This is a genomic window from Polaribacter filamentus, from assembly GCF_002943715.1.
GTDB lineage: Bacteria > Bacteroidota > Bacteroidia > Flavobacteriales > Flavobacteriaceae > Polaribacter > Polaribacter filamentus.
The window spans coordinates 2,436,850-2,452,208 of record NZ_MQUA01000013.1; the positions used below are offsets into that span (position 1 = coordinate 2,436,850).

General features: G+C 31.0%; 12 protein-coding genes. 3 read left to right on the forward strand and 9 right to left on the reverse strand.

Annotated elements, in window-relative coordinates:
* Window positions 1-14: 14 nt before the first annotated feature.
* From BST83_RS13110 to BST83_RS13125, 4 genes are all read right to left on the reverse strand, one after another.
* Window positions 15-1,760 (reverse strand): NupC/NupG family nucleoside CNT transporter, encoded by a 1,746-nt coding sequence (locus BST83_RS13110; protein ID WP_104810176.1) that lies wholly within the window; start codon window positions 1,758-1,760, stop codon window positions 15-17.
* Window positions 1,761-1,772: 12 nt separating this feature from the next.
* On the reverse strand, window positions 1,773-2,387 hold the full coding sequence (locus tag BST83_RS13115; protein WP_104810177.1) for a bifunctional nuclease family protein: 615 nt from the start codon (window positions 2,385-2,387) through the stop codon (window positions 1,773-1,775).
* Between the two features lie 258 nt (window positions 2,388-2,645).
* Window positions 2,646-3,608, reverse strand: coding sequence for an electron transfer flavoprotein subunit alpha/FixB family protein (locus BST83_RS13120; RefSeq protein WP_104810178.1), 963 nt, complete (start codon window positions 3,606-3,608; stop codon window positions 2,646-2,648).
* Window positions 3,609-3,709: 101 nt separating this feature from the next.
* Window positions 3,710-4,456: an electron transfer flavoprotein subunit beta/FixA family protein gene (locus BST83_RS13125; protein WP_104810179.1), complete on the reverse strand. Its 747-nt coding sequence runs from the start codon at window positions 4,454-4,456 to the stop codon at window positions 3,710-3,712.
* A gap of 1,069 nt (window positions 4,457-5,525) precedes the next feature.
* Between BST83_RS13125 and BST83_RS13140 the strand changes: the two genes are divergently transcribed.
* The 3 genes from BST83_RS13140 (at window position 5,526) to BST83_RS13150 (ending at window position 10,554) form a co-directional block, all read left to right on the forward strand.
* Window positions 5,526-6,509, forward strand: a complete 984-nt coding sequence (locus tag BST83_RS13140) for a pyruvate dehydrogenase complex E1 component subunit beta (RefSeq protein WP_104810182.1) — start codon at window positions 5,526-5,528, stop codon at window positions 6,507-6,509.
* A gap of 950 nt (window positions 6,510-7,459) precedes the next feature.
* Window positions 7,460-7,987: an inorganic diphosphatase gene (locus tag BST83_RS13145; protein ID WP_104810183.1), complete on the forward strand. Its 528-nt coding sequence runs from the start codon at window positions 7,460-7,462 to the stop codon at window positions 7,985-7,987.
* A 119-nt stretch (window positions 7,988-8,106) separates the two neighbouring features.
* Complete coding sequence (locus tag BST83_RS13150) at window positions 8,107-10,554, forward strand: sodium-translocating pyrophosphatase (protein WP_104810184.1); 2,448 nt, start codon at window positions 8,107-8,109, stop codon at window positions 10,552-10,554.
* Between the two features lie 45 nt (window positions 10,555-10,599).
* Here BST83_RS13150 and BST83_RS13155 read toward each other — a convergent pair whose 3' ends face one another.
* Genes BST83_RS13155 through BST83_RS13175 form a run of 5 tightly spaced genes read right to left on the reverse strand, consistent with a single transcriptional unit; the run spans window position 10,600 to window position 15,217 of the window.
* A complete protein-coding gene (locus tag BST83_RS13155; protein ID WP_104810185.1) occupies window positions 10,600-11,445 on the reverse strand; it encodes a 5-oxoprolinase subunit C family protein in 846 nt (281 codons plus the stop codon).
* A complete protein-coding gene (gene pxpB / locus BST83_RS13160) occupies window positions 11,438-12,160 on the reverse strand; it encodes a 5-oxoprolinase subunit PxpB (protein ID WP_104810186.1) in 723 nt (240 codons plus the stop codon). The genes BST83_RS13155 and pxpB overlap by 8 nt, the downstream gene beginning before the upstream one ends.
* A 1-nt stretch (window position 12,161) precedes the next feature.
* On the reverse strand, window positions 12,162-12,893 hold the full coding sequence (gene pxpA / locus BST83_RS13165; protein WP_104810187.1) for a 5-oxoprolinase subunit PxpA: 732 nt from the start codon (window positions 12,891-12,893) through the stop codon (window positions 12,162-12,164).
* Window position 12,894: 1 nt separating this feature from the next.
* Window positions 12,895-14,121, reverse strand: coding sequence for an Nramp family divalent metal transporter (locus tag BST83_RS13170; RefSeq protein WP_104810188.1), 1,227 nt, complete (start codon window positions 14,119-14,121; stop codon window positions 12,895-12,897).
* The gene (locus tag BST83_RS13175) at window positions 14,114-15,217 is read right to left on the reverse strand and encodes a DUF2891 domain-containing protein (RefSeq protein WP_104810189.1); all 1,104 of its coding nucleotides are present in this window, start codon (window positions 15,215-15,217) and stop codon (window positions 14,114-14,116) included. The genes BST83_RS13170 and BST83_RS13175 overlap by 8 nt, the downstream gene beginning before the upstream one ends.
* Between the last annotated feature and the right edge of the window lie 142 nt (window positions 15,218-15,359).

Genomic DNA, 15,359 nt, shown 5'->3' on the forward strand with positions numbered 1-15,359 from the left:
ACAAGTACACCCAATTATCCGATTATCATTCCTGCAATCGTTGCAGACATTAAAGATGCAATTGTACCTCCAATAAGCGCTTTTAAACCAAATTCTGATAAGGTTTTTCTCTGTCCTGGCGCTAACGAACCAATCCCTCCTATTTGAATTCCTATAGACGCAAAATTTGCAAATCCGCATAACATATAGGTAGCCATTATAACCGATTTCTCGTAAGTTAAATGAATGCTGTTCGTTGCATCCTTTAACTCTGATAATTGAATATATCCTATAAATTCACTAGCTGCTAATTTAATTCCTAATAACTGCCCCATCAAAGTCATATCTATAGAAGGAACGCCAATTAACCACATTAATGGTGCAAAAAGATACCCTAAAATAAATTCTATAGAAAGTTTGTTATAAGCTGTATTTGCTGCAATAATTTCATTTAAAGAAGTAAGATTACCTATTAAACCTAAACCACCATTTAACATGGCTATTATCGCCACAAAAACCAACAACATTGCGCCTACATTTACTGCTAAACGCAACCCTTCTGTTGTTCCGTTTGCAATTGCATCTAAAAGATTAGATCCTATTTTTTCTTGAGAAACCGTTACATCTGTATTTACTTTTTCTGTTTGAGGATATAAAATTTTAGAAATAACGATTGCTCCCGGAGCTGCCATTACAGAAGCTGCCAATAAATGCTTGGCAAAAACTAGTTCTAATTCTTTATCTCCACCGCCTAAAAACCCAATATATGCGGCTAAAACTGCACCAGCAACTGTTGCCATTCCTCCAATCATTACCAACAACATTTCTGACTTATTCATTTTCTCTAAATACGCTTTTATCAAAAGTGGTGCTTCCGTTTGACCTAAGAAAATATTACCTGCAACAGATAAACTTTCCATACCAGAAATTCCTAAAAATTTAGATAAAACAATTGCTAATACTTTTACAACTTTTTGGATAATTCCTAAGTAAAATAATAAGGATGTTAAAGCCGAAAAGAAGATAATTGTTGGTAAAACTTGAAAAGCAAAAATGTATCCAAAAGTATCCATGTCTGCAATTAACCCATCAAACAAAAACTTACTTCCTGCTTTTGTATATTCTAAAATTTCAATAAAAAGCTTTCCAATTAATTCGAATGCTTTTTGAATAAATGTTACTTTTAAAACTCCGATTGCAATTATTAACTGCAAAGCCAAACCAATTCCTGCTTTTTTCCAATCAATTGCTTTTCTGTTTGAACTAAATAAAAACGCAATTAGTATTAGAGAAATCATTCCTAAAACGCCACGCCACAAAGTATTTATAGAAAACCCCTGACTTGGTAAAATAACCGATGATTTTTCTTCGGAAGCTGACGCATCATCTGCAATCAAATTAGCTTCGACTTGAGTATTTGCGATATTTGCAAGTCCTTTTGATGATAAATTATAAATTACATCATTCTCAGAAAGTACTAAATTTGCGCTGTTAAAAGACACAATGTTAAAATAGCGAACGGTGTCTTTTGGCTCCTTAAAGTTAAAAATCAATAAATTATTCTGATGAATATAATTTCCAGAAGCTTTTAAATTGTCTTTTCCTTTTAAAGAATAGGTAAATTTGCCATCCTTTAGATTAAAAACATCAGTAGAATCTGTTTTAATAAATTCTTTTCCGTCATTTTTTTTGATGGATGAAAAGCTCCAATCTTTTTCTATTTCTTGAGAATATGAGACTAATGAAACGATAGAGAATAGAAGTATAAAAAGTTTTTTCATATGATAAGAATTTTAAGAACGATTGCTAATTTCGTCTCTAATTTTTGCAGCAAGTTCATAATTTTCATCAGTAACCGCATTGTTTAATTGTAAGTTTAACTCTTTTAAAGTTAAGCTAGAAAATTTATTTTTAGTATCATTTTTAAGAACTTCATCTAGTTTTATAGTAACTTCTGTGGCCTCTTGTTTATTTTCAAATGCCATTTCCTCCTCCACTTTTAAATAAATACCTGCTTTATCTAAAATGTTTTCGTACGTATAAATTGGCGCGTTAAAACGAACTGCAATTGCAATTGCATCCGAAGTTCTTGTATCAATAACCTCTTCTTTACCTTCTCTTTCGCAAATTAGACTAGAGAAGAAAACACCATCCACCAATTTGTGAATAATTACTTCTTTTATATTGATATCAAAAGTATCAGAAAACGTTTTAAATAAATCATGGGTTAAGGGTCTTGGAGGTCTAATTTCTGTTTCTAAAGCAATTGCAATAGATTGTGCCTCAAAAGCTCCAATTATAATGGGTAAGGTTCTTGTTCCTTCCATCTCACTCAAAACTAATGCATAGGCACCGCTTTGTGTTTGACTGTAAGAAATTCCTTTTATGGTAAGTGGTATTAAACTCATATATCTCTCTACAAAAAAAAGTACGAATATTTAAAATTGAATAGTATCATTCTAAACCAAATCTAAATAATCTCTAGTTTAAAGATTGCTTGGTTTCTAAAAATGAAAAAAATTATATATTTTGATATTCTTGATCAAGGGCACAATTTAATAAAAATAATAGATTGAAAACTTTTATTTCTCTAGTTTTTATTAAAAGTAAAAACCTACCAAGTTTTAAACTAGATAGGTTTTTGAAACATTATTTGAATATTTGAATTAAGCTTGTTTAAAGGCTTTTAGCTTCTCTATTAGTTTAGGAACTACCTCAAAAGCATCACCAACAATACCATAATCTGCCGCTTTAAAGAAAGGTGCTTCAGGGTCAGTGTTAATAACTACTTTTACTTTTGATGCGTTAATTCCAGCTAAATGCTGAATTGCTCCAGAAATTCCGATTGCAATATATAAGTTCGAAGCCACTGGTTTTCCTGTTTGCCCAACGTGCTCTCCGTGAGGACGCCATCCTAAATCGGAAACTGGCTTAGAACAAGCAGTTGCAGCGCCTAAAACACCTGCTAACTCCTCAATCATTCCCCAATTTTCTGGTCCTTTTAAACCTCTACCTGCAGAAACAACGATATCTGCATCGGCAATGGTTACTTTGCCTGAAATTTTTTCAATTTTTACAGATTTTACGCTTAAATCTGCATCAGAAATTGAAGCATCAAAACTCTCTGTTGTTCCAGAAACTGGATTTTCATGAATTCCATATGCATTTTTGGCAACTCCTATTACTTTTTTATCCGAAGAAATTACTGTGTTTGAAAATGCTTTGCTAGAAAACGCTTTTCTCTTTACTGTAAAAGGATTTGTAGCACTTGGCAATGCAACTACATTAGATGCATACCCCGCATTTAAAGCAACGGCAACCATTGGAGCAACAAATAAGCCATCAATACTAGAATCTAAAATTACTACGGACGAATCTTGTGCAGCAGCAACTTGATTTATAACTGATGCATATGCTTTGGCATTAAAAATTGTTAAAGAATTGTTTGTAACAGCAATTACTTTCTCTGCTCCATAAACATATAACTCTTCATTTTTATTCGCATTTATTGTTAAAACAACTAAATTGATTCCTAATTGTTCAGCAACTTTTTTCCCAAAAGAAACCACTTCAAAAGCGCTCTTTTTGAATTTTCCTTCTGCTGAATCTGCAAAAACTAATACTGACATATCTTTTATTTTTTATTGTGTAACTGTTTAAAAGTTTAACTTTTTAATTGACGAGAAGAGCTCTAACAACTGCAGGGTTAAACATTTTAATAATTCTCTGGTTATATTACCTTAGCTTCGTTATGCAACAAGTTTATCAACTCATCTACATTATCTGCATCTATTAATTTTACAGTTCCTTTTGGAGCTGGTTTTTCAAATGATTCGATTGAAGTTGCATTATCCGAAGCAATTTGTTCAACAACATTTAAAGGTTTTTTACGAGCCATCATAATTCCACGCATATTTGGTATCCTTAAATCTTTTTCTTCGACAATTCCTTTTTGACCTGCCACAACTAATGGTAAAGAAGTAGTTAAAGACTCATTTCCACCATCAATTTCTCGAGATAAAGAAACTGAATTTCCGTCAACCTCAATTCCTATGCAACCATTTACAAAATTAAAATCTAGTAAAGTTGCTAGCATTCCGGGAACCATTGCGCCATTGTAATCTATAGATTCTCTGCCGGCTAAAACCAAATCGTACCCTCCACTTTTTACAACTTCTGCCAATTGTTTTGCAACAGACAAACCATCAGTAGCCTCCATATCTACACGAACTGCATCATCTGCACCTATTGCTAAAGCTTTGCGTAAAGTTGGTTCTGTTGAAGCGTTTCCTACATTTACAACCGTTACGCTTGCACCTTGCTTTTCCTTAAACCACATTGCTCTTGTAAGGCAAAACTCATCATAAGGATTAATTACGAACTGAACTCCATTTGTATCAAACTTTGTATCGTTTTCTGTAAAATTAATCTTTGAAGTGGTATCAGGAACATGACTAATACATACCAATATTTTCATAAATTCTCTTTTTAATCATTTCTTATGGTACGAAATTACGTCTTTTTTTTAAAAAATACTATGCATGCATAGTATTTTTTAAAATATTTAACATTTATCGAAAAAAATTGCATTTTTATTCTTAAATTTTTCTGTAAGACAGAAAATGATAAAGGGAATTATCATGGACAAGTAGGATATATCAAATAAAAGTAACGACCATTAACCCTCAAAAAATATAGGCAGCGAACCTAAAAATATCTCCAATTTTTTTCACTTTAAAGGAACACAAAAAAGGAAGAAGTAACGATACAACTATTAAAATTTTAGGAGCATAACTTGTTTGATCATTAAAAGGATTGTGCTTCTTTATGAAATCAATATCCGGTAAACTTATTAAAATAGATGGCGAAATGAGAATTACAAAAAGCATAAAATAAAATAAGATGGCGCTAAAAGTATCAACAACATTAGAAAAACTTTCTCATGGTTTTTAATTTTTGAAAAAATAACAAATAATAAAAAAACAGAAAGTCAAAAGGTTGTAAAAAGCCAACATCGCCCCGCAGATAAAAAGGGGTTCCTAAGTAAAACAAACCAGGAAAATTAGAGGTAGTATTGCCTAAATTATCTAAAACTGCATAAGGATAATTTATTTCCAAAATACTTTTTATAAGAACTTCTAAAGCAGACCATCTATAGGAATTTAGTTTTAAACAACTATGTTTAGATTAATAACTATTAGTAAATTAAAAAATATCAAAGAAAATCCTAAGCGAATAAAGTTCATTTTTTTAAATTATTTAAAAAAATTTAATTTCTGATAAAAAAAGAAAACCGAAATAACAAAGATCGTGTAGATACAGGCTGAAACATAGCTTGATATTATTTCTATTCTCTCTAAATATTTTAAAACAAAAAGTGTATTTGTAAGTATGTATTCAGTAAAAAATATTTCTTTAGGACTAACCAAGCAAGGAAATATGTTCAAAATAAAAACTTCTCTAATTTTGATATAAAAGTACATTTTTTTTACTCATAAATTCCTTACTTTTGCATATCAAAATAACAAATTTAGATTAAACAATACATGAAAACAGTTCAATTCAGAGAGGCAATTTGCGAAGCAATGAGCGAAGAAATGCGTAGAGATGAAAGCGTTTATTTAATGGGTGAAGAAGTTGCCGAATATAATGGTGCTTACAAAGCTAGTAAAGGAATGTTAGATGAGTTTGGCGCAAAAAGAGTAATCGATACTCCTATTGCAGAACTTGGTTTTGCCGGTATTGCAATTGGTTCTGCTATGAATGGCAATAGACCAATTGTTGAATATATGACCTTTAACTTTTCGTTGGTTGGTATTGATCAAATTATAAATAATGCTGCTAAAATTAGACAAATGTCTGGTGGTCAATTCAATTGCCCTATCGTTTTTAGAGGACCAACAGGTTCTGCTGGTCAATTAGGCGCAACACACTCGCAAGCATTTGAAAGCTGGTTTGCAAACACACCTGGTTTAAAAGTAATTGTGCCATCTAATCCTTATGATGCAAAAGGTTTATTAAAAGCTGCCATTAGAGATGATGATCCAGTTATTTTTATGGAATCTGAGCAAATGTATGGAGATAAAATGGAAATTCCTGAAGGAGAATATATTATCCCAATTGGTGTTGCTGAAATTAAAAGAGAAGGCACAGATGTAACTATTGTTTCTTTTGGAAAAATTATTAAAGAAGCATATAAAGCTGCTGAGGAATTAGCAAAAGAAAATATTTCTGTAGAAATTATCGATTTAAGAACTGTTAGACCTATGGATCATGCAGCAATTGTTAAATCTGTAAAGAAAACAAATAGATTAGTGGTTTTAGAAGAATCATGGCCTTTTGGAAGTGTTGCTACTGAAATTACTTACAGAATTCAAGAAGAAGCATTCGATTATTTAGATGCGCCTGTAAAAAGGATTACAACCGCGGATACTCCAGCCCCGTATTCTCCAGTTTTATTAGAGAAATGGATACCTAATTATAAAGACGTAATTAAAGCTGTAAAAGACGTGTTGTACTTAAAAAAATAAGTAAACGCTCTTTTTAATAATAAAAAATCCTTTTTGATGAATTTCAAAAAGGATTTTCTCTTTCAAAAAAGAGGAGTGATTTTGTTAAATAATCTTACTTAGTACGTCATAGTTACATGAACAAAATAATAACATTTTTTTAAATACTTACTTCCTGTATTTCTTTATGGCAAACAAAAATTAGCGTTATAATTACTGATAAAAACAAGGAGCCAATCCCTTATTGTAGCGCTCAATTTAAAGGCTCGACGTAAGGTGCTGTTAGAAATGAAGATGGTACGTTTTATATTGAGTCTCTAAAATTATGGAATGAAATAGAAATAACCCGTTGTGCATTTTAAATTATACTAATTTTAATATTGTTTATATTTCTATTAAAATAAACTTATTGATGTATTGTTGTTAAGGGTGTTATTTTCGATAATATTCTAGTTTAAAATAGCAGAAACACTGTAATCAGTATATTTTGAAATTGGCAAACTAAATTTAGATTATGGCCCAATTTTTTCTGCTTTTTAGTATAACGATGTCGAAGGATTAATAATTCGAGTTGGTGGTAGAACATTTAAAACAATTAATGACTTATTTAGATTAAAACTTAAACTGCCTATGGTTTAAAGGACGAATAATTTAACTATGGATATCAAACAAAATGGCTTATAAATAAAAAAAATCATTCTATTAGAGCATTATTTAGAGAATACAAATGCAAGAAAATTTGTTGCAACAGCAGGCTTAAGATTTAATTTCTAGGCAATCAAACTAAAGAATAAATACTTTCTTTTTAAAAGATAAAAAACTTTATAGCCGAATTGTAAAACGAATCTTCGATTTAACCACCCTTTTATTTATGATCAATTCGGTTAAAGTCGAAAAGGTTTCCGTAAATTATTCTTATAAAAACTCATTAATTCAGTATTTTTGCGGTCTAAATATGAAATAATAAGTAAATGGTAAGAGAAGACGAAACTACTTTTGATGTTTTAATAGAAATACCGAAAGGGAGCAGAAATAAATATGAGTACGATTTTGACTTGCATAAAATCCGTTTTGATAGAATGCTATTTTCTTCAATGATGTATCCTGCAGATTACGGCTTTGTGCCAGAAACTTTGGCCCTAGATGATGATCCTTTAGACGTTTTAGTTTTAGGACATGAGCCAACGTTCCCAATGTGCGTAATGCAAGTAAAACCAATTGGTGTATTTCATATGACAGATGAAAAAGGACCAGATGAAAAAATTATTTGTGTTCCTGTTTCTGATCCTATTTGGAATGGCAAAAAAGATATTTTTGACCTAAATCCTCATCGATTAAAAGAAATAGAACACTTTTTTAAAGTGTATAAAGATTTAGAAAAGAAAAAAGTTGATGTTGGTGGCTGGGGAGATGCAACAGAAGCATTAAAAATTTATCATGAATCTGTAAAAAGATATCACAAGAGTGATTACAAAAAGACCGATAAATTTAAAATTTAGCAGAAAGAATAACAATATTTTATCAACCTCTTAAAATTAACTTTTTAAGAGGTTTTTTATTTCATTATGAATTTATTACTTTTACCCCCGTTTTAAACTAATCAAAATAAATATTATTTATGGAATCAATGATGATTTACATGCCAATTGTAATGGCAATTTTAGGCTTAATCTATATGTGGGTTAAGAGATCTTGGGTATTAAAGCAAGATGCAGGAGATGGTAAAATGAAAGAAATTTCTGATTACATTTATGAAGGAGCTTTAGCTTTTTTAAGTGCAGAATATAAACTTTTAGCAATCTTTGTTGTTATCGTAAGTGTTGCTTTAGCCGCAGTATCCTTTATTGTACCTACAACTCATATTTTAATTGTAGTTGCTTTTATATTCGGAGCTGTTTTTTCTGCTTTCGCAGGAAATATAGGAATGAGAATAGCTACCAAAACAAACGTTAGAACAACTCAGGCTGCAAAAACGAGCTTACCAAATGCTTTAAAAGTATCTTTTGGTGGCGGAACCGTAATGGGTCTTGGAGTTGCTGGTTTAGCCGTTTTAGGTTTGACAATATTTTTTATTATTTTCTATAACTACTTTATGGGTGGTGCAGAAGGAGTTTTTTCTGTAGACAAAATGACGATCGTTTTAGAAACATTAGCTGGATTTTCTTTAGGAGCAGAATCAATTGCTTTATTTGCAAGAGTTGGTGGAGGAATCTATACAAAAGCAGCAGATGTTGGAGCTGATTTAGTTGGTAAAGTAGAAGCTGGTATTCCAGAAGATGATCCTCGTAATCCTGCAACTATTGCAGATAATGTTGGTGATAATGTTGGTGATGTTGCTGGTATGGGAGCTGATTTATTTGGATCGTATGTTGCTACAGTTTTAGCAGCAATGGTTCTAGGTAACTACGTAATTAAAGATATGGGCGGAAGTATTTCTGATGCTTTTGGCGGAATTGGTCCAATTTTATTACCAATGTCTATTGCCGGGATCGGAATTATTATTTCTATTATAGGTACAATGCTTGTTAAAATAAAAAGTAACGACGCTAAAGAATCACAAGTTATGACAGCCTTAAACTTAGGGAACTGGGTTTCTATTGGTTTAGTAGCAATTGCTTGTTATGTATTATGTAAATGGATGTTACCAGAAAACATGCAAATGGAGTTCTTTGGCGAAGGTTTGCAAGAAATCTCTTCGATGAGAGTATTTTATGCAACTTTAGTTGGATTAGTTGTTGGAGCTGTAATTTCATCTGTAACTGAATATTACACAGGATTAGGAAAACCTCCAATCTTAAAAATTGTACAACAATCGTCTACAGGAGCAGGAACAAATATTATTGCAGGTTTAGCAACAGGTATGATTTCTACGTTTCCATCAGTATTATTATTTGCTGGTGCAATATGGACCTCTTATGCTTTCGCAGGATTTTATGGTGTTGCTTTAGCGGCATCTGCAATGATGGCAACAACTGCTATGCAATTAGCAATTGATGCTTTTGGACCAATTTCTGATAATGCAGGTGGTATTGCAGAAATGAGTGAACAAGAACCAATAGTTAGAGAAAGAACAGATATTTTAGATGCTGTTGGTAATACAACTGCGGCAACTGGTAAAGGTTTTGCCATTGCTTCTGCTGCGTTAACATCATTAGCACTTTTTGCTGCTTATGTAACTTTTACAGGAATTGACGGAATTAATATTTTTAAGGCACCCGTTTTAGCAATGCTATTTGTTGGTGGAATGGTTCCTGTAGTGTTTTCTGCTTTGGCAATGAACGCTGTTGGTAAAGCTGCTATGGAAATGGTGCAAGAAGTTCGCCGTCAATTTAGAGAGATTCCAGGAATTATGGAAGGAACAGGAAAACCTGAATATGACAAATGTGTAGCAATCTCTACGGAAGCTTCTTTAAAAGAAATGATGTTACCAGGTTTATTAACAATTGGTTTTCCATTAATTATTGCTTTTGTTCCAATGATTTTTGGAATGGATAATTTAGCAATTGCAGAAATGTTAGGTGGTTATATGGCTGGTGTAACAGTTTCTGGTGTACTTTGGGCAATCTTCCAGAACAATGCTGGTGGAGCTTGGGATAATGCTAAGAAATCTTTCGAAGCTGGAGTTGTTATTAACGGTGAAATGACGTATAAAGGTTCTGAAGCTCATAAAGCAGCTGTAACTGGTGATACTGTTGGAGATCCATTTAAAGATACTTCTGGACCATCAATGAATATTTTAATTAAATTAACTTGTTTAATTGGATTAGTGATTGCTCCTATTTTAGGAGGTCATGCAGATAATAATCATTCAAGCAAAGAAATCACAAAAGAAATTGTCCTTAAAAATACTGATGAAATGGCGAAAGCTACCATAACAACGGTATATGTTGAAAATGGTGTTGAAAAAACCAAAGAAGAAGTTATTAAAGGAACTTTAGAGGAAGTTGAAGCAAAAGTAGCTGCTTTAAAAGGTGAAGGTGTTCATGGAAAACCTCACTTTAAAATGGATGCTTCTAAAGAAGAAAAAAGTAAAATGGTGAAAATTGAAATAGAGAAGAATATCTAAACTCTTATTTTAAAATATATAAAGCACCTCAACTGAGGTGCTTTTTTATTGTAACACAAACTGAATTTTGTCTGCTGTCATTTTCTGAGACAATCTATTTATACTTGCTTCGGATACTTGTAAAACTCTTGGATAACCACCTGTAACTTGACAATCTCTCATTAATACAATTAATTTCCCTGAAGGTGTTAACTGTACAGTTCCAGGCAGCACTGCTGTGGTTAAAATTGAAGGAATATTATTTTCTAAAATTTCATTTAGCTTGTATCCCATTCTATTTATATCTTTTGAAATACTAAATTCAGTTTCAAAAAGTATTTTCCGTTGATGAATATCTAATGTATTAAATTCAGGTCCTCTAAAACATTCAATAACTTTAGATTCGAAATGATTTTTGTTCACCTTTACCAAAGTTCTTGAGGTTTCTAGATCTATTTTCAGATTAGAAATGGGCAAGTAATCTCCTGATTTTAAGAGAAAATTACTCGTAATATTTTTAAACAAACTTCTACTACCTAACTTTATATCTGATAGGATTCCTCCTTTAACAGCTGCATAACAGCGAACTCCAAAATTCACTTTTCCAAAGGATAAAATATCGTTTTTTTGAATACTGATTTTAGAATTTAATAAAATCGGCTGGCTGTTGATTGTTGGTGAAAAATCTCCTCCAGAAATACACATCTTGGTTTCTGATAAAAACTGAAATTTACAGCCTCCTAAAGTAATTTCTAGAAGTGCACAATCTAAAGAATTGTTTAAAATAAGATTCGCTAAGTCTGATGAATACGAATCCATAGCACCAGAAACCGGAACGCCTAAAGAAGCAAAACCAACCCTTCCTTTATCTTGAATGGTTGTGTAAAATCCTGATTTTAAAACTTTAATCATTAATTACAGTTTTAAAAAGTTGATATGTTTTTTTTGATACTACGTTTTCGAGTTCTAAAAATTCTTTTTTAGTAATTGCACTAAACTTTATTTGATCTCCTGATTTTGCAAAGCAGGGATTGCTTGCTTCCAAATCGAAAAAACTAATTGGAGCTTTTCCTATAATATTCCAACCACCGGCAGAATTCACAGGATAGACTCCTGTTTGTTCGCCTCCTATTCCAACAGAACCTACCTCAACATTTAATCTTGGATTTGGTTTTCTGTCAAAAAATAATTTCGAATTTAGTCCTCCTAAATAAAGAAAACCAGGTAAAAATCCAATAAAAAAGACCGTATAAATACCTTCTGAATGCATTTTAATAATCTCGGAAATCTCTAAATTTAAAGATTTTGACATTTCTTCTAAATCAATTCCAAATTCCAAATCATAACAAACAGGAATTTCCCATAGAAACTTTTGTACGGGTTTAATCGTCGAATTTAAAGTATATATTAATTTTAATTTTTCAACTTCTTGATTAAAGTCTAAAATGATATCCTTAAAAATTATGGTTAACGAATTGTACCCAACACTAAAGTCAAGATAAGATTCGCTTTTTTGAGAGTTAATTTTATCCTTAAATTCTAATATATCTTTTAAAGTTGCTTCCTCTATGATAGCTTTCCATTCTATCAAAATTGCTTTCGCTCCAAAAGGTTTATATATATGCATATTACCCAACAATAATTTTCTGATTTTTTAACTTTTTTGACACATATTCTACAATTTCAATTGCATTTTTAGTATCTCCATGTACACAAAAAGTGTCTGCTTTTATTTTTACTTCTTTTCCTGAAATTGTTTTTACTTTACCTTCTTTTATAATTCTATGAACATGCTGAAATACCTTTTCCTTATCTAATATCAATGCATTTTCATACGCTCTAGAAACTAATGATAAATCATCATTATAATTTCGATCAGCAAAGGCTTCGTACTTAATTTTTATATTATTTTCTTTGGCAACTCTTTCAATAACAGAACTATAAGGAACATATAAATAAGCGTCAATAGCATACCTTTTAATGGTATCAATAAATAAAATCGCTAAGTTTTCATCAAGAGCAATAGCATTATATAGAGCACCATGGGGTTTTATGTGATGTAATTTCACATTAAAGAAAGAAAGCCTATTCATAAATAAATTCAACTGATTTTGTATGCTTTCTTTAAAAGCAGCATCAGAAATATTTATTAATTTTCTGCCAAAATTTTCTGTATCAGGAAAAGAAGGATGCGCTCCTATTAAAACATTGTTTTGAATCGCAAGCTCAATAGTTTCATCTATTGTATTTTTATTGCCAAAATGACCACCGCAAGCAATATTGCAAGAAGAGATATAAGGCATTAATAAATGCTCATTATTTAAACCTTCACCGACATCACAATTGAGATCAATTCTCATTTTATATAAAATTAAATACTTTTAAAATTCCTTTCGCTCCTAAAAAAATAGAAATTGCTAAAATTATAAAACCTAAAATATTTTGTGTTTTTGTATTTACAAAATCCCCTAAAATATTTTTCTTATTCATAATCCACAATAAAATTCCGGCAATAACAGGCAATAGCATACCATTTGCAATTTGAGCAAACTTTATAATTTCAATTGGCTTAATGCCTATGGATGAAAATAAAACACCTAAAAACAAAATAACAATCCAAACCATTCTAAATGATTTTGATTTCATATTTCCTTTCCAACCTAAACACCCTCTTGCCACATAAGCGGCTGCCAAAGGTGCTGTAATTGCAGATGTAATTCCTGCTGCAAATAAACCCAATGCTAAAAAATACTTAGCAAATTCACCATATAAAGGTGCTAATCCTTCTGCTAAATCTGCAGCGTTAGAAATATCTTTAAACGGAACTGCAGCAGCAGAAACAATAATTGCCATTGAAACCAACCCTCCTAAAATAATAGAAATAATTGTGTCTTTTCTCGCTAGTTTTAAATCTTCAGTTTTATTCCAACGTTCTTTAACTAAAGAAGCATGTAAAAATAAATTATAGGGCACTACAGTTGTGCCAATTAAACCAATAATAGTTAGCAAACTTTTCTCTGGGAATCTAGGAATAAGCATCCCTTTTAATAGTTCCAAGACATTTGGCTTTGTAACAATTGCCGTTATTAAAAATGAAACACTCATTACTAAAACTAAAGTTACTAATGCTTTTTCTAAAAATTTATAATTTCCAATATAGAGCAATATAAATGCGATAACTCCAATAACTAAACTCATTAAATTGATAGATAAACTATCAATATTTAAAATTAATTTTCCGAAAATTGTTTCTAATCCTAAAATTGCTCCACTTATATTTCCTGCTTCATAAGAAGCATTTCCTACAACAATTGCTGATAAAATTAAAATCGTCACAAACCATTTTAAAAAAGGGATTTTAATTTCTTCTCTGATAACTTCTGATAATCCTTTTTGAGAAATGATTCCTAATCGTGCAGCCATTTCTTGTAAAACAATGGTTGCAATTATAGAAAGTAACATTGCCCACAATAAATTAAAGCCAAAGTTTACTCCCGCAAGTGTACAAAGAGTAACGGTTCCTGGACCTATAAAAGCAGCGGCTATTAGAGTTCCTGGACCTATGTTTTGAAATAATTTTTTAATCATTATCTATAGAATTTAATGCATAAATAGCAAAACTACCCAACCAATGACCACCTTCATAACTATCACCTACAACATTTGGCAATGAATAATTTATGTGTTGATTTGCAATATTTTTTAAATAATTGTATTCCGGCATGTCCTTAATAATTCTGTTTAATGCCCATGCCCTAGAAAAATTAACACCATCTAAATGAACTAATTTACCATCAGTTCTATCAGAAACCTCCCCAACAGGAAATTTAAAATTTTCATCTTTTAATTGTGGTAAAAAATTTTCAAACCAATTTTTAAATTCACTTTTCATTAAAACTCGTTTCATAATTGCTGCCTCTTGCAAGCAAGGTGATAAAAAATCATATCCACTTGGCTCCCAAGAAAGTGGGCAACCTTGATCCTTTAAGTAAAATTCTTTAGCTCTTTTTTCTATTAAATTTCTTAACTTATTATCACCAACGGTATTTGCATAATCCCAAGCAAAAGTTAATCCAAAAGCGGTATTGGTATGCTCTCCTACTCTAATTGGATATTTTAATTTTGGTAAAAAATCTGCATATTTTTGAACCATTAAATCTGTTAAAGGCTGTAAGTTTTTTTCTAGTTGACGTGCTGTTTCATTATCCCAAGTATGTAATTCTTCAGCTAATTTTAATAACCAAGCCCAGCCATAAGTACGCTCGTAACTTTTATTATATTTTTCGAAAAAATAAGCTACTTCTTTTTCTATATTTTCTTTAGATATATTTTTTAATAATTTCTGTTTAATTTCTGAAGCTTCTTTTAAATCTGGAAATTGTTTTAATAAAGAAACCAAACTCCAATGACCATGAACTGAAGAATGCCAATCAAAACAACCATAAAAAGCTGGATGTAATTCTTTTGGGGATTTTAAATCTTCATTTCCCCCAATAGTTTGATTTAATTTATTAGGATATTCTACATTAATACAATGTATTGGCAATGAAGCTAATCTTGATGCTTCTTCTATATGTAAAGTAGGAGAAGAAACCTTTTTTAATACTTTATTCAAATTCTCTTTTTCAGAAAATTTACAATTTACAAATAGTATTATAAAAAGAAATAAAACGATATTTTTCATATTAATAAATATTAATCACCTATTTTATATTCTGATTTAAGCTTTAAAAAAACATGTATTTCACTAAAAATCAGTAAATTAATTTATAATAAATGCCTTAATAGAAAATTACATACGTATTACCAGTTCCATAAATTAGTGG